This window comes from Larkinella bovis, assembly GCF_042655385.1.
Lineage (GTDB): Bacteria > Bacteroidota > Bacteroidia > Cytophagales > Spirosomataceae > Larkinella > Larkinella bovis.
Genome location: NZ_JBHSMA010000002.1, coordinates 216,472 through 232,797, shown reverse-complemented (window position 1 = coordinate 232,797; position 16,326 = coordinate 216,472). Strand labels below are relative to the sequence as shown.

The window sequence follows — 16,326 nt, the reverse complement described above, 5'->3', positions numbered from 1 at the left end:
GTGGCGTTGTCACTGCCTTTTTTTACGCATCATCGGTAGGTTTTGCGGCTGATCACAATCTGGCCATCGGTTATTTCGTAAGTCGCCGACGAGGCCTTGCAGAGCAGATCCAGCTTTTCATACAGCGATTCACTCGATAAAATGGCCGTGATGTTGCACGCGTGAAACGTTTGCTCATCAAACTGGATCGGAATGCCGTAACTCGTCTCCAGCTCTTTGAGGATCACAGGCAAGGGAACTTCATCATAGATAAAAGGAGCCGCTTTCGCGCGCTTCGCAATCGGTGCCGGGTTGGCCACCAGCGTCTTGGTCAGATTGCCATCGTTTTTCTCGAAAATGGCGGCCTGGTTAGCGTTCAGAATCAGGCCGTTCACTTCCTTATTGTCCGGTATACGTTCCGGTTTTTTTTTGTAGACCGACACTTTTCCCGACAGCACCTGGACGGTAATTTTTTTATCTTTTTCGAACGCTTTCACGACAAACCGGGTACCCAACACCTTCGTGACCATGTCCCCCGTATACACCATAAACGGCTGCCCCTGACGCTTGACCGAAAAACTGCCTTCGCCCTGCAGGTATACCGTCCGGGCATTTCCCGAAAACCGGGACGGGTAGCGCAACCGGCTCTGCGGACTCAGCAACACTTCCGAACTGTCGTTCAGTACTACCCGCAGCAGGTGGTGGCTGTCGTTCCGCGTTTCCACCAGTTGCCCGGCTAACGAATCGGCGAAGCGGGGGGCGGCAGCCACCTGTTTTCGAGCCGAAAAATGCCAGCCCAAGCCGATCACCAGCGCAAAAACCGCAGCAACGGCCGTGCCCCAGCGCAGCAGATAAGCCCCCCGGTTTTCGTACTGGGATGGGCCGGAAAAGCCAGAACGGTCATCTATATACGCAGTAGCCTTCTCGATAAACTTTTCGGTTTCTTTCCGGATTTCCGCTTCGCTGAGCGGTTCGGGTGCCAGGTGCGCGGCCCGGATAAACTGCTCGGCTTGCTGAAAAGCGGCCCGTTTTTCGGGATAATTCTGGAGAAACGACCGCCAGAACGCATCCCGATGCCCGCGCCCCTGCACCCAGTCCCGGAACTCCTCGTCCTGAATAAAGTCCTCGACTTTATAGGTATTGTAGTTTTTCATAGCTTGTCCGGTATTCGGTTTACAGTTTTCAGTTACGGTGGCGGACACCGGTTCATACACGTGTTCCTATTCGGGCGACAGCTAGCAAGCGCCGGCCACCGTAAACTGAAAACCGTAAACCGTAAACTGAATAAGAATCGCAACACTGCTCACTGTCCAGTTTTTACGCAGGCTGATCAGGGATTTCTGGAGCAGGTTGTAGACCGACTGGCGGCCCAGGTGCATTACGTCCGCAATCTGTTCAAAACTCAGGTTCTGGTAAAACCGCAGATAAATCAATTCCTTCTGACGGTCAGGCAGATGATTGATCACCCGCTCGAGTTTGCGGATCTGATAGACTTCATTTTCTTCTTCGATCCATTGCACATCGGCGGCAAATTCAACCGAAAAAGTGTATTCGTCCGACAGGGTGGATTGGTGAGTCGTATGCTTGCGCGACAATTCGCGCAGGATGCGGGTTTTGAGCACCACGAGCAGGTAGGACCGTACATTTTCAACCGGATGAATGGAATTCTGCTGCTTCCAGAGATTCAGAAACACCTCCTGAATGCAGTCTTTCACAAACTCCCGCTCGGCCTGGAGCCGCATCCCCCAGTGAAACAGGTCGGAGTAATAACTTTGCATGATTTTGGCAAGCGCATACATATCGCCCGCCCGGTATTCCTGCCAAAGTTGTTGTGCTTCTTCCGAAGGGAGCCGTCTACTCATACCGTACAGAGTTACAGTGCTTGTACTGATAAGAGCACGGTTTTCGGGAAAGTTAACCTCCGTTTTAAGATTATTTTTTCAAAAAATAAAAAGAATTTTATAAAACACCCCTACTGATGCGGGCAAGCCGTTTGCTGGGCTTTGATAACACGAGGGCAACCCCCGGCCACTGTCGGGATTTTAGACTCCACTCCCCTGTCGGGTAGCGGAGATGGAACCCGGTTTTCAGGCCGCTCCCGACACGTAAAAACTGTGCGACTTCAGTTCCAGCTTGGTATCCTGAAACTGCTCTTCGAACAGGTCCTGTAATTCATGGACGTATTGGACGTACCGCCGGGTATTGATGCACAGCCAGCAGTTCATACCGGCCACGAATCGGACGTTACCGAGTCCCCACGAATAGGCCGAGCGGTCGGGTTCGAAACCAAAGGCCGTCAGCCAGGGCTTGGTGAGTTTAATGGGTTGGAGACCTTCGGGGGACAACTCGCGGAGGTGTTTTTCCGTCAGCAAAACCGGCTCTTTCTGGACGATGTAATACCGATTCGGTTTGGGGAGGTATGTCATTGTGCAGGTGGTAAGGTACTACCCCTTGTACGGCCAGGTTACCGTAATATTGCCCTGGGTTACTAATTCCGGGAAAAGTATTATCAAATGGGCCATGAAACGCAGCCGTCCCGGTGGGATTTACGTGAAAAAACCGTGATTCCGGGGGTTAAAATCCATACATTTTGGTAAATTTGACAAGTATGATCTCCAATTTATAAAAATGTTACCGTCCCCGTCAGCCGTGTTTCTTCCAATCCATCACGAAATTTTTGGGGGATTTATTGGGTAAATCCGCCCGCTCTGTGGCCTTTCCTCCTTTCAACCGGGCTGTCGGCGTTTTTTGTCCCCACCGATTCCACCAACTGTTCCATTTTTTCGAAATGATAGCCGTTTTGGCCGTCAAGCCAGTATGTATGTTAAAAGAAAGCATGAGAAAATTTAAGGTACCGGCTACGCTGGGTAGCATGCTCGTTGTATTCCTTCTCCTTCCCCTCGGACTGGCCGTTGCCCAGAATAAACCTTCCAGTGCCTCCGAAGCCCCCGATGCACGTTTTGAACTGAAAAAGGACGACCGCGTGGTTTTCCTGGGTAACTCGCTGTTTGAGAATGACTTTCAGTATGGTTATCTCGAACTGGCGCTCACCACCCGCTTCCCCGACCGGGATGTTACCTTCCGGAACCTCGGCTGGGTCGGCGACAATGTATTCGGGGAAGCACGCAGCACGTTCACCAACCCGCCAACGCCGTACGAACACCTCCTGAACCAGCTGACCAAAGCCCAGCCCACGGTGGTTTTTCTGGCCTACGGCGGTGTTGAGTCGGAAGGTGGTGAAGCCGGTTTACCGCGTTTCCGGGAGGGACTCACCAAACTGATGGACAAAATCGATCAGCTCGGTGCCCGCACCATTCTGCTGTCGCCCATTCCGGTGATCGCCGGCGATTCGGCCCAGACCATCACCCGCCGGAATGCCATGCTGGAAGTGTACGCGGCCGATATGGCCAAAACGGCCAGAGAGCGCGGCAAGCGGTTTATCGATGTGTTCAAACCGATTCAGGAAGTCAGCAAAACGCTGGCGATCACCGACGACGGGGTTCACCTGAACGAAACCGGATACTATTACCTGACCACTGCCCTGGAAAAAGGGTTGGGCCTGCCCCCCCAGGGCGGTGTCATTACGATCAATGTGTCCAAAACCGGTCCGGAAGCATCCGCCCCGGCGAAACTCCTGAAAGCGGATGATCTGACGTTTACGCTGGACGAGTCGTTTCTGCCGCTGCCCCTTCCGCAGCCCAACCAGCAAACCGTTCCCGATGTGCGGACCCTGAAAATAACCGGCCTGAAAAAAGGATTTTATGCGCTGACCGCCGACGGTTCGGAGCTCATTTCGGCCTCGGCGAAACAGTGGGCGGAAGGGGTTCCCCTCCGCCACGGGGCGTCGTACGATCAGGCCCGGGCACTGCGCCACCTGATTGTGAAAAAGAACGAACTGTTCTTTTTTCAATACCGCCCACTCAACGAAACCTACATAACCGGTTTTCGTAACTACGAACAGGGGCGGCACGTCAAAGGGCTGGAGGAGCAGAATATCCTCATCAAATGGCTGGAAGGGCAAATTGCCTTAAACCGCACACCCAAGTCAAAAGTCTATCAACTCACCCTCCTGAAGTAATATAAACGGCATGAAAACATTCCGATCGCTGACTTTTCTCCGCAGCCTCTTCCTGATTCCGGCCGTTCTGCTGATTACCTCGTCCGTCCACCAGGACGACCGGAAAGATAACCCCAACCCGGATATCAAGCGGGAACTCGAATCGTTCAAAATCGCCGACGGTTTTGAAATCACCCTGTTTGCCGCCGATCCGCTGGTGGCCAAACCCATCCAGATGAACTGGGACGCCGACGGGCGGTTATGGGTCGTCAGCAGCACGGCGTACCCCCACCTGAAAACCGGCGAAGAAGCCAATGACAAGGTGTACGTCCTGGAAGATACGGACGGCGACGGCAAGGCCGACAAATCGACGGTTTTTGCCGAAGGACTCATCACCCCGACCGGCATTCTGCCCGGCGACGGGGGCGTCTACGTCGCCAACTCGACCGAAATCCTGCATTTTGCCGATACCGACGGCGACGGCAAAGCCGACAAACGACGCCGGATTCTGAACGGTTTCGGTACAGGCGATACGCACCACCTCATCCATACGTTCCGCTGGGGACCCGAAGGAAAGCTGTATTTCAACCAGTCGATCTATATCTACAGCCACGTCGAAACGCCCCAGGGCATCAAACGGCTCGAAGGTGGTGGCGTCTGGCAACTGGACCCGAAATCGCGGAATATGGACGTGTACGCCCGGGGTCTGATCAATCCGTGGGGCCTTCAGTTCGACCGCTGGGGACAATCGTTCCTGACCGACGGTGCGGGGGGCGAAGGCATCAACTATGCCTTTCCGGGCGCGACTTTTGTGACGGCGCCGGGAGCCGCCCGGATTCTGCGCGGACTGAATCCGGGCCAGCCTAAACACAGCGGTCTGGATGTCATTTCGGGCCGACACCTGCCCGACTCCTGGAAAAACAGTGTGATTACCAACGACTTCCGAGCCAACCGCATCAACCGGTTCCGGCTGGAAGAACAGGGCAGCGGGTACGCGTCGAAACAGGCAGAGGATTTACTCTGGACCGACAACGTCGCCTTCCGGCCGGTGGATATTTCGGTCGGACCCGACGGGGCTATTTACGTCGCCGACTGGTACAATCCCATCATTCAGCACGGCGAGGTCGATTTTCACGATCCGCGCCGGGATCAGCAACACGGTCGGATCTGGCGGATTGTAGCCAAAAACCGCCCGCTGGTGAAAAAACCGCAACTGACCAAAGCCAGCGTCGGCGAACTGCTCGACGCCCTGAAACTACCCGAAGACTGGACCCGTTCGCAGGCCAAGCAGGTGCTGAAGGCCCGGGGTGCTCAGGAAGTTATTCCGGCCCTGGAAAAATGGGTGCAGAACCTGGATAAAAACGATGCGGAGTACGAACACCATCTGCTCGAAGCCCTCTGGACCTACCAGACGCTGGAGGTCGTCAACGAGCCCTTGCTGCTGACGCTGCTGAACGCCAAAAGCCACAACGCCCGGGCCGCAGCCCTGCGGGCACTGGAACTCTGGCACCAGAAAATCCGAAACGTACCGGCGCTGCTAACGAAAGCGGTGGCCGACAGCCATCCGCAGGTCCGCCTGGAAGCCGTCATCGCGCTCCGGAAAGTTCCAACCGCCGAATCGGCCCGCCTGGCCCTATCGGTGCTGGACCAGTCGATGGACGAGTTTCTGGATTTTGCCCTCTGGCAAACCGTCCGGGAACTGGAGCCGCAGTGGGTCAGCCGGATAAAATCAGATCCTTCTTTCTTCGGAAATGCCAAAAAGACGGTTTTTGCCCTCAAATCGGCCAGTGGCCCGGATGCGGTTTCGCACCTGGCCCAGTTATACCAGAAGGACCAGATTCCGGAAGAATACCAGAAAGACGTGTTGGGTTCAATCGCCCGGTTTGGCTCACCGGCCGACCTGACGATCCTGCTTGACAAAGCCGTGCAGAGCAATTCCGGCGCGACCAAAAACCTTGGCCCGCAGTTGAGTGCACTCGAAGAAGCCGCCCGCCGGGGGGCCAAACCGGCACAAAACCTGAACCGCATTACCGGTTTTATTGAAAACGAGGACGATGCCGTGGCAACGAGCGCCATCCGCCTGATCGGTGCGTGGCGGCTCGAAGACCTGAGCGGCACGCTGGTCAATCTGGCCCAGAAAGGCGATAAAAATACTCGTAAAGCAGCCTTAGGAGCACTGGCAGCGCTGAAAACCGACAAAGCCCGCCAGACCATTGCCGACCTGACGGGTGCCAAAAATCCGGCGGAACTGCGCGTCGCGGCCACCGCCCAGATGGTTGCGATCAAGGCGTCGGAAGCCGCCCGAATCGGGGCCGATCTGCTGCGGACCTTACCGGCTCAGACGGATGTTGCCGACCTGTTCCAGGCGTTTCTGACCAGCAAAGCCAACGCCCAGGCACTCACCGACGAACTGAACGCCCGGAAAATACCGGAAAACCGGGCCAAAGAAGGCCGGCAGGTGCTGCAACGCCGGGTGTCGTATTTCCTGCGCAATACGGAGGAAGTGAAACAGCTGGCAAAAGCCCTCGAAGCATCGGGTGGGGTGTTGCCCGCCGAAAAAATGCCCCAGGAACTAAACAATCAGGAAATCGCGCGGCTGGCAACTGCTGTCCGTGAAACCGCCGATCCGGAGAAGGGAGAACTGGTCTACCGCCGGGCCGCGCTGACCTGTATGGCCTGCCACGCCATTGGTGGAGCCGGAGGGCGGATTGGGCCGGATCTGAGCAGCCTCGGAACGAGTTCCCCCATCGAAACCATTACTCGTTCCATCCTCTACCCGAACCAGTCCATCAAGGAAGGGTATGAACTGCAACGGCTGGTGAAAAAAGATGGCGGTGAAATCATGGGCTACATTGTCAGCAACGCCCCGTCGGAAATTGTGCTGCGGGATGTTTCCGGTTCGGAAGTTTCGGTACCTAAAAGCCAGATCAGCGCCATCGAGAAAGTGCCCGGTACGCTGATGCCCGCAGGGTTAACGGCCGGTCTGGATAAGCAGGAGTTCATCAATCTGGTCGGCTTTCTGTCTAAATTGGGCGAATCAGGCCAATTCCGCGTACCGACAACCCGGTTTGTCCGGCGCTGGAACGCAGTTGCGCCTACGAAAGACCTGAGTAAAAAACTGCTGGCGGAAGGGCCCGGTTATCTGGTGAAAGACAACGCCAAAGCCTACTGGCAACCGATGTACAGCAAAGTTTCCGGCGATCTGCCGCTGGATGAAGTGCCGGTTGTTGACGCCAGCGCGGCCAAACGCTACAGCGTCGTCCGGTTCGACATTGAAGTGGTGAGCAAAGGAAACGTGCAGCTGGCGTTTAATTCTACCGCCGGAATGAGCGCCTGGATAGGCAGTAAATCGCTTAAACTGAGTCCGCAGGGTGTGGTGACCGACCTGCCAGCGGGTGTGCACACCCTGACGCTGGCGATCGACCGGAGCGCCCAGAAAGATGGCCCCTTAAACGTCCAGCTCCTTGATGCCGAGAGCAATGCCGCGCAAACCCGACTGGTGATGGGCCGGTAGACCCGCAAACAAAAAAGAGAAGCCGGTCTATCCATGCCAGCTTCTCTTTCGCTCTCTTAACCAATTATTAAAAACCATTTACTAAAAACTATTGCCAGCCGGTTGGGGCAACCAGGTTGACGGGCCGGAATCGGTTACCGGGATCATAGCCGGTTCCGGTTCCGTCGTCCCTGCGCGGGCGTACGGTTTTCAAGCGGTGGCCTTTTTTCCAAAAAGGAAGACAGTCAGTATCCGTCCGTCAGAAAACGAATCTTACCGGGCGACCGACGGATTGTAGACAATGTAACGCTGGGCTTCCACGGGGGCCGTTTCCACCACTTCCACCTCCCGAACGACAGTTTGCTGCCCGTCGCTGACCTCAATGTGATAAACCCCGGATACGGAATTTTCAAAATTAAAGCGTAGCCGGTGGCTCGTCTCGGACCGTTTCCGAAGGGTGCGGAACAATTCCCGGTTATTCGAATCCTTCAGCGAGATCATAACGGGCTTTGTTCCCCGGACTAAAACGGCTAGATTCAGTTTTTTGCTGATGCCTACGTACATCCCCACCTCGAATGACTGGGCGGCTGCGTTACCGGTTTCGGTATCGGTGGCCTGGACCCGCGGAGTTGCGGCCGTCAGAAAAAGGCTCACCAGGATTGTGCTCACGATTTGTTGTGTTGTGATTTTCATTGTTTTGTGTAAAAATGGTGTGAATACCCGTCGAAAAGCGAGTGGAAAACCGTCAATCGCTCCCCCATTCCTACTGGCCATAAAACGATCGTTATTGCATCCCGGGAGACGACCGGTCGGTGGCATCAGGATTGGAAGACTTGAAACCGGGCGGGTAAAACGGGGCTTTCAAACGCGAAAACCGACCAGACCGACCCATTAGTTACCGTTCAGTAAGTGATCGATCGGATAACGCGCTGGAGGTTTTAATTTCACCGTGTGGATCAAACGATTAACAGCACAAAGGTCTCTCTTTCCTGCGTCAGAGAAAATCCCGGAAATCGGTGATTTTGTGTCACGGAATTCGGTGATTTTAGACAGTCCGCCAGGTAAACGTGTGATTGAAAGCAGGTTAAGCATACAGACGGCACTACACACCATGAAATCGTTCCAGAAAGTAATCCTGTTGTTGGCAGGGCTTGGCGTCTTCGGATTCGCCCGGGCCCAGCGTTACGATACGCCACCGTTCGACTTCGACCGGGGCATGGATCGGCGCTATGTCGACAGCCTGTTACAGGCCACCAAAAACCGGTTGCGCGATCTGGACCGGCTGCCCCCCTCGCCCACCGTCGATACCGCCCGCATGGAGTTTCAGTGTTTCATCGCAACCGTCCATTTTAACGGCATGGCGCACCGCGACAGTGCCCTGCTGAAAGCCAGCCAGTTGGTTCAGGTGGCCGAACGGAAAAGGAATATAAAGTATCAGATCAAAGGCTTGCTGCTGATCGAACGCTATTACCGGGTGTACAAAATCGATTATCCGCAAGCCCTCAAGTTGAACTACCGGCTTTTGGCGCTGATTGAATCTGCCCCAGCCACCTACGGCCTTTATTTCTGGCGGATTTACCGGAACCTGGGCCACATCAACAGTTCCATCGGGGAGTTTAGCGAGGCTGTCGGGTATTTGCAGAAAAGCATCGTTTGGTTCGAGAAAGACAAAAAAATTGACCCGGTTCACCTCTCCGACCTGCATCGTCTGCTGGCCGAAGCCTATAAAAGGCAGCAGCAACTGGACAAGGCCGAGAAGCACTACGTGATTTCGTGGGAAGTGCTCAACCAGCAGCCGAAAGTGGCCCTGTCGAACAAGGCTTTTCTGAGCAACGATCTCGGTCAGATTTACAACAGCCAGCGGAAGTTTTCGCAGGCCGTTCCGTACCTTAAGCAGTCGGTAGCGTACTGGGGGCAGCTCAATTCCCCGCTCCCCCAGGCCGATGCGCTGGCCGATCTGGCGGTTTCGTACCTCGGCTTGAACCGATATCCGGAAGCGATTGCCTGCGCCAAAGAAGCCCTGTCGAAAAACCAGAAAGTGTATGCGCCCATGCTAACGGCGTATTCCGTGCTGGTCGAAGCCTACCAGCACCAGCAGGACTGGAAGAATGCCTTTGACTACCAGCGGCTCTATAACGCCAAGAAATGGGAGGAACAGCAGGCCATCAACCAGACCGAAAGCCTGCGGACGAAAGCTAAATTTGACCGGGAGCGACTCGAAGCCTCGCACCGGCAGGAGCAGTTGGTGCAACAACAGCGGTATCAGATGCTGGCGAAACAGGGCGAAATCGACCGGCTGAATCATACGTTCAAAACCAAGGAACTGCTCCGGATCTCGCAAACCCGCGACCTGCAACACCGGCTGGAAAGCCAGCAGTTGAAAAATGCCGCAGCGCAAAAGCAGGCGATTATCAAACAATTAAAAATCGACCAGTTGCGCCTGGGCCTATCGACGCAGGAAAACCTGCGCAATCTCCTGCTGACCGGTCTCGCCATCATCAGCCTGCTGGGGCTCCTGTTGCTTTACTACAGCCTGCGGCTCCGACGCTCGAACCAGGCCCTGCGGACCAAAAACCGGGAGATTGAAGCCGCCCTGCTGAAAGGCCAGACCATTGAGCGAAAACGCGTGGCCACCGAGCTCCACGACCGGGTGAGCAGCCTGCTCGGTGCCACCAAAATGACGTTCCAGACTATCGATGCCGACATCCTGCCCCCGCGCGAACGAAAACGGTACGAGAATAGCCTGACCCTGCTCAACGACGCCGTTACGCAGGTCCAGCAGGTGTCGCGCAACCTCCAGCCCGACCAACTGCTCCAGCAGGATTTGCTGGTGTCGCTCAAAAGCCTGGTCAAAAAATTGAATCTGGCGGAAAAAACCCGGTTTTCACTGAAGTATGAACCCGCTTTACACCTGTCACTGAGTCCGCAGGTCAAGTTCAACCTGTACGTTATCTGCCTGGAACTTTGTACCAATATTCTGCGGCATGCGGGGGCTAATCAGGCGCAGATCAAGCTGGTAGGAAACGACGACTGGCTGGCTGTGCAGGTCAACGACGACGGGATCGGCATGAACAACCGAATCACCAGGGGGCTCGGGCTGGATAATATCCGGGAACGCGCCGAAACGATCGGTGCTCAATTCTGGCTCGAATCCGGGGCCGAAACCGGAACCTCCGCCCGGGTACTACTTCCGCTGACTACCGGATGAATCCCTGGTGAAGCGCGAATTTCATCAGACCCAGCGCCGTCGTAACGCCCAGCTTCTGGTAAATCCGCTTGCGGTGGGTTTCCACCGTATTGAACGAGATGAAAAGCCGCTCGGCAATCTGGTTGCTGGATAATTCGTCCAGAATCAGCCGGACAATCTGGGTTTCCCGATCGGTCAGCAGGGCGTCGGCCGCCACCGTCCGTGCCTTTTCCTCGAACAGCATAATCCGGCTGTCCATATACCGGCGACCAGCCGCCACGGCCAGAATGGCGTCGAACAGCTCGGCTTTATCGGCGGTTTTGGTCACAAAACCGTTGGCACCCGCCTGAAAGGCCCGCCGGATCTGCTCCGGATCATCGGAGCCCGACAGCACCAGGATGGCGAGGTTCGGATCGTATTTTTTTAACTCAAGCACCAGATCAGCACCGTTCAGATCCGGCATAATCAGGTCGGTCACCAGGACATCCACGGGCTCACCCTCCAGGCGGTTCTGTTCCAGAATATGGAGCAGGGATCGTTTGTCGGAGGCCATCCCGACTACCCGGAAGCGACTGGAAGTTGCCAGCAAATTCGCAAAACTTTCCAGCACCACCTGGTGATCATCCAGAAGCGCAATTCGATAGTTCATTCGTCAAAAAGGGTTCAAAGCAAAATCTGCAACAATACTCGTTTTTTTTTCAGAGAACTCCCTGAACTTTTGAGTAAAAGGAAGTTACCTGAAAAACCGGGTGATTTTTCGGCGGATTTCGGCAGTCTTCTAAGCCATTTCCGGGCTGATTTCACCCGGCTTTAGATTCCGGTAAGGGCACCACAAAAAAGCCTGGCGGGTGAGGCCAGGCATAGGTAAACAGAAAAAAATGGATTTTACGTTGAAATTGACCTTCAGGTTTGTCAACCCACTGACGGATACACGATGGCTCTCAGGTAGTATACAGAGGCCCCTACGAGGAATCTGTATGGCTCAAAAGAGAACGACCCGAAAGTGAATAACTATCCTATAAAATCTTCACTACTACTTATTTATACTCCAAATATAGTTTAATAATTAAAACGTTACAACTAACCGTTACTATATACGTTAAGCTTATTAAAAAAATTATATCTACCGCCGAAGGCCGGAAAGTAGTCTTTTAACGATCTTTATAGGTGGCAAAAGGCCGGCCAATCCATCCCGGTAGCTGTAATACTCGGGAGCAAAACCGCTTCCTTTTTCGGGAAAGCCAATTGTTGGTTTTAATCGAATGAACGACCAAACCGACTGACAGGCAAGGATCAATCCGGGTAGGCCTGCACTTTAAAGAATAAAAAAATCTTTAAAAAATACAATCCATTTAACACCCCAAAACCGGGAAGGACCGGGAGCTTATCCCGCTCCCATCAACGCTTTTTTTACTTTCTCGTAAAAAACCGGGACTTTCACCCGCGGATCGCCCTTGCCGAGCGTCTCGATGGGCAGGTAGCCTTTGTAGCCCGACTGGAGCACAATCTGCACGATCTTGGTGAGATCGGTTTCGACTTCCCGTCCCTCGACAAACAGATTTTCTTTGAGCTGCCAGGTCACTGCGTGGGGGGCCACCCGGGCAATCTGCGCGTAGGGATCGCCGATTTTGAAGCTACCGATGTCAAGGTTGACCGCTAACCAGTCGGACTTCACGCGTTGCAGAATCGTCAGCACATCCTCCGCCGTCTGAATGAAATCGGCATGGTTTTGCAGGACCAGCATCACGCCCTGCCGCCCGGCATAATCGGCGCATTCGCCGATGGCATCGACCACCCAATTTATGACCTCATCGCGCTGGTGGCCGGGCTTGAGTTCCTTCGCCGTTCCGGAAAAAATCCGCAGAACGGGAGCTCCGAACCGGGCCGCAAAACCAACCCATTTTCGAACCAGCTCGATTTCTGCTTTCCGGCGGCCTGGATCGGGCACGGTAAAATCATTGCGAACACCGGTTCCGCTGATGTCGAGGCCCAGCCGAAAGGCTTTCCGCTTGATCTGGTACACAAAGCTGTCGTCGGGCAAGGCCGGGTAGTTGGGGAAATAATAACCGGTTGGGTCAACCGCGTCGAAACCAAGCTCGGAACAAAACACCAGCACCTGCTCCAGTGTCATTTTACCACTGGTCAGCGGTTCGTTGAACGAGTAAAGATTGCAACTTAACCGGATGTTCTTCGGCATCGCAGCCTGGGTTCGCAACGGCGTCGCCAACGGGCTGCTGGCGACAACCGGCGCACCAGCCAGCGCGAGTTCAAGAAAATTCCGACGGTTTACTGCTCGTTTATCCATATCGACAAGGCTTCTAAAACCGAAATTGAAAACCGCTCCCCGAACCACACGCCTGTAAAAGACAAGCCCCCACCGGTATTTACTGAATTTCCGGACAGCCAAGGCCCGAACTACCCACGAACACTCGCATATAACGCGCTGATTTTCTGGCTCGCTAAATAAATTTAACAAGGGTTCCCGCTGGCAGATTCGTATTTTTCGCGGGTCTCTGCTGGCGAACTGACCAGCGGAAAAAAAATGACCATAGTCTCATCCAAAACCGGGTACGCAGTTGTGCCTTTGGGTCGCTCTTTTTCGTCAGTTATGAACCCGGCCGCCCCGGTTATTAACTTCGGCGGGCCGGCCGCCCGGTAACTAACGACCTTTCCTGCACGAATCCGCTTTTCCCTTCACACACCAAACGCCTTTCTGATGAACACTTCTTTACGTACCGGACGGCTCCGTCGCTGTTTCTTGATGGTTCTTGGGCTGCTTTTCCTGACAGGCCTGACGGCATACAGCCAGAAAATCTATTACGTCACCACCAGCGGAGGAAGCACGCTGCAGGATGGCTCGTCCTGGGAAAACGCCTTCAGCGGCACGCAACTGCAAACCGCCATCGAAACCGCGAGTACCTATTCCTCCGGCAACGGGAATCAGGAAGTACAGGTTTGGGTGGCGGCTGGCCTTTACAAACCGACCAGCGACCTCAACCGTTCGATCAGTTTTACGATGCGAAACAACGTCGCCCTTTACGGCGGTTTTGCGGGAACCGAACTGACACTGGGCGAGCGTCCGGTCGTCGACCTGACGACTCCTTCCAGTACCACCCTCAGCGGAGAGATTGGCAGCAGCAGCACCACGGACAATTCGTACCACGTGGTCAACAACCTCACCACGACCCTAACCACCAGCGCCATCCTCGACGGTTTTGTGGTTACGGGCGGTTATGCCGATGGGCCCGGTGATCTGAACAAAACCGGGGGCGGAATGGCCAACCAAAGCAGCAGTCCCACGGTTCGAAACTGCCACTTTACCGGAAATTTCGCCAGTACCTTTGGTGGGGCCCTGTACAATTATGTGACAATAGCCGGTACGGCCAGCCCGGTTATTACGAACTGTGTTTTTTCCGGCAATTCTGCACCAAGCGGGGGAGCGATCCTGAATCAGGCGGATTTTGGCGATGCCGCCAGCCCGATCATTACCCACTGCCAGTTTACCGGCAATACCGCCGGAATCGGGGGCGCCCTGTACAACGGCGCTACGGCCGGCGGGAGCAGCAGTCCGGTCGTAAGCCGTTGCCATTTTTCCGGCAATTCGGCCACCAGCAACAGCGGAACCATTGCCAACGAGGGCGGCAGTCCGAAAGTCTCCAATTGTCTTTTTACCGGCAATTCGGCCGATAAAGGGGGCGTATCGTTCAACTACACCATTCAGTCGTTCACCAATTGCACTTTTACGAAAAATACGGCTATCAGTGGCGGTGGAGTTGTCTATAATGGCAGCACTGGTAACGTGACGTTTACGAATTGCATCTTCTGGGATAACGACGAAAATGAAGCCCTGACCGGTCTGAGTGGCGGCCATCTTTTCAACGCCCACTACTGTCTCTTCGATCCGGCGGTGGCCCATTATACCGGAACCGGCAACCTGACCACTGCGGAATCGCCGTTCGTAAGCGATGCGGATCTGCCACTCAAAGCCTGCTCTCCCGCCATCAACGCGGGTGATCCGGCCAGCACCACCACGACCAGCGGCACCACCGATCAGGCCGGTAACCCCCGGTTTTTCAATAATGAGCGCATCGACATCGGCGCTTTCGAATACCAGGGCAATGCCCCCACCCCTCCGGTTGTTTCTTCCGCTGGCGAAACCAGCCTAACGGTCGCCCAAAACGCCCCGGCGGTTCATCTGGGCGTCACTGGCTGCGCGGGCGGTACCATCAACTGGAAAAATTCCATCGGTACGACCGGCACCGGAAGCCCGATTGTCGTGTCCACCTCCGTGGCCGGAACCCTGGTCTATTCGGCCACCTGCACGGTGGGGAGCTGCGCCAGCGGACCCGGGTCGGCCACCGTCGTGGTCACGCCGGGAGCGGCCAGCGGGTCGTTCGACGGCTATGTTTACGGGGCCGATTGCGACAGTTTCCGGGGGTGGGCCTGGGATCGGAACAAACCCAACACTGTTATTTCGGTCGATATTTACAATGGCGCAACCTATCTGACGACATTGGCTGCCGGTGATTTTCGTCCCGATTTGCTCGATAAAGGCAAGGGCAACGGCAAACACGCTTTCCGGTTTCCGATCCCCGACGCGCTGAAAGAGGGTTCGTCGATTCTGCTCTCCGCCACGGTAACCGGTAGTGATTTTGTCCTGAAGGATACCCCGAAAGCTATTATCTGTACGAACAGCACGGTTCCGCCCGATAATAAACCGCCCGTTGCGCCCCTGCCGACGGTTTTGATCACCCCGCTCGTGGCCCAGGTCAGTGTCCCCTTCTCCGCCACCCTGGTGGCCTTCACCGATCCGGAAGAAGGTCCGCTGACCTACGCCCTGACCGGTCTGCCCAGCGGTTTAAGTCTGGATGCTTCTACGCGCGTCATCAGCGGGACGCCCACCACCGCCGGCACGTTCCTGCTGACGTATTCGGCTACCGACGCCCCGGGCGCCACCAACAGCGTCAGCTTCAAGCTGACGGTGAACGAGGAAGGCACCCCTGTCACCGGAGATTTCGACGGGTACCTCGACAAACTGGATTGCGGGGGCATCCGGGGCTGGGTCTGGGATCGTAAAAAACCGAATACGCCCCTGACGGTGGAATTTTACCTGGAAGCCGGCTCACCAGCCAGCACGACGGTTTTGGGAAGTACCGTGGCGAATATCTACCGGCCCGACCTGAAAGATGCGGGCAAAGGCAACGGTGCCCACGCGTATAACTTTACGGCCCCAGCCGGTTTACAGAATGGCGATCCGGTACGGGCGCGGGTGCTGGGCAGCACGTTCGTCCTGAAAGGATCTCCCAAAACGTACCAGTGCGCCCCCGCCCGCTTATCGGCCGAAACCACCGGCGGTTTTCAGTTGGTCGTGCTCGGCAACCCCATTAACGGAAATACCGTTGAGGTTGACATTCGGGGCATCGCCGGAAAACCGCTCCGGCTACAGCTCCACGACAGCCAGGGCCGCCTGGTGGCGGAGCGGTTCGTGGAACAGGCCCGAACCAGCGAACGACAGACGTTTCGGGTAGATCAACAACCGGCGGGTCTGCTCCTGCTCCGGGGCACGAGTGCGGCCCAAACGGTGACGCTGAAACTGCTAAAGCCCTGACA

Annotated in this window: 10 protein-coding genes; 4 read left to right on the top strand and 6 right to left on the bottom strand. The window is 55.4% G+C overall.

Annotated elements, in window-relative coordinates; genetic code table 11:
• Window positions 1–29: 29 nt before the first annotated feature.
• From ACFPMF_RS08340 to ACFPMF_RS08330, 3 genes are all read right to left on the bottom strand, one after another.
• Window positions 30–1,133 carry a FecR family protein gene (locus ACFPMF_RS08340; RefSeq protein ID WP_379843058.1) on the bottom strand — a complete coding sequence of 368 codons (1,104 nt, stop codon included), beginning with the start codon at window positions 1,131–1,133 and terminating at the stop codon, window positions 30–32.
• Window positions 1,134–1,214: 81 nt separating this feature from the next.
• A complete protein-coding gene (locus tag ACFPMF_RS08335; RefSeq protein WP_379843056.1) occupies window positions 1,215–1,841 on the bottom strand; it encodes an RNA polymerase sigma factor in 627 nt (208 codons plus the stop codon).
• 225 nt (window positions 1,842–2,066) lie between these two features.
• Entirely contained in the window at window positions 2,067–2,405 is a 339-nt protein-coding gene (locus ACFPMF_RS08330; protein WP_379843054.1) for a hypothetical protein, read from the bottom strand.
• A 410-nt stretch (window positions 2,406–2,815) separates the two neighbouring features.
• Here ACFPMF_RS08330 and ACFPMF_RS08325 point away from each other — a divergent pair, with 410 nt between their 5' ends.
• Both ACFPMF_RS08325 and ACFPMF_RS08320 read left to right on the top strand, forming a co-directional pair.
• Window positions 2,816–4,057 carry a GDSL-type esterase/lipase family protein gene (locus tag ACFPMF_RS08325; protein ID WP_379843051.1) on the top strand — a complete coding sequence of 414 codons (1,242 nt, stop codon included), beginning with the start codon at window positions 2,816–2,818 and terminating at the stop codon, window positions 4,055–4,057.
• A gap of 10 nt (window positions 4,058–4,067) precedes the next feature.
• On the top strand, window positions 4,068–7,550 hold the full coding sequence (locus ACFPMF_RS08320; RefSeq protein ID WP_379843049.1) for a PVC-type heme-binding CxxCH protein: 3,483 nt from the start codon (window positions 4,068–4,070) through the stop codon (window positions 7,548–7,550).
• Window positions 7,551–7,802: 252 nt separating this feature from the next.
• Here the strand turns inward: ACFPMF_RS08320 and ACFPMF_RS08315 are convergent, their stop codons facing one another.
• Entirely contained in the window at window positions 7,803–8,222 is a 420-nt protein-coding gene (locus ACFPMF_RS08315) for a hypothetical protein (RefSeq protein WP_379843047.1), read from the bottom strand.
• A gap of 418 nt (window positions 8,223–8,640) precedes the next feature.
• On the opposite strand from ACFPMF_RS08315, the gene ACFPMF_RS08310 reads away from it, so the two are divergent.
• Window positions 8,641–10,737, top strand: a complete 2,097-nt coding sequence (locus tag ACFPMF_RS08310; RefSeq protein WP_379843044.1) for a tetratricopeptide repeat-containing sensor histidine kinase — start codon at window positions 8,641–8,643, stop codon at window positions 10,735–10,737.
• On the opposite strand, the gene ACFPMF_RS08305 is transcribed toward ACFPMF_RS08310, so the two are convergent.
• Both ACFPMF_RS08305 and ACFPMF_RS08300 read right to left on the bottom strand, forming a co-directional pair.
• The gene (locus ACFPMF_RS08305) at window positions 10,727–11,365 is read right to left on the bottom strand and encodes a response regulator (RefSeq protein WP_379843042.1); all 639 of its coding nucleotides are present in this window, start codon (window positions 11,363–11,365) and stop codon (window positions 10,727–10,729) included. The two genes, ACFPMF_RS08310 and ACFPMF_RS08305, sit on opposite strands and share 11 nt — an antisense overlap.
• A gap of 735 nt (window positions 11,366–12,100) precedes the next feature.
• Entirely contained in the window at window positions 12,101–13,021 is a 921-nt protein-coding gene (locus ACFPMF_RS08300; protein WP_379843040.1) for a sugar phosphate isomerase/epimerase family protein, read from the bottom strand.
• Window positions 13,022–13,432: 411 nt separating this feature from the next.
• Between ACFPMF_RS08300 and ACFPMF_RS08295 the strand changes: the two genes are divergently transcribed.
• The gene (locus tag ACFPMF_RS08295; protein ID WP_379843038.1) at window positions 13,433–16,324 is read left to right on the top strand and encodes a putative Ig domain-containing protein; all 2,892 of its coding nucleotides are present in this window, start codon (window positions 13,433–13,435) and stop codon (window positions 16,322–16,324) included.
• Window positions 16,325–16,326: the final 2 nt, after the last annotated feature.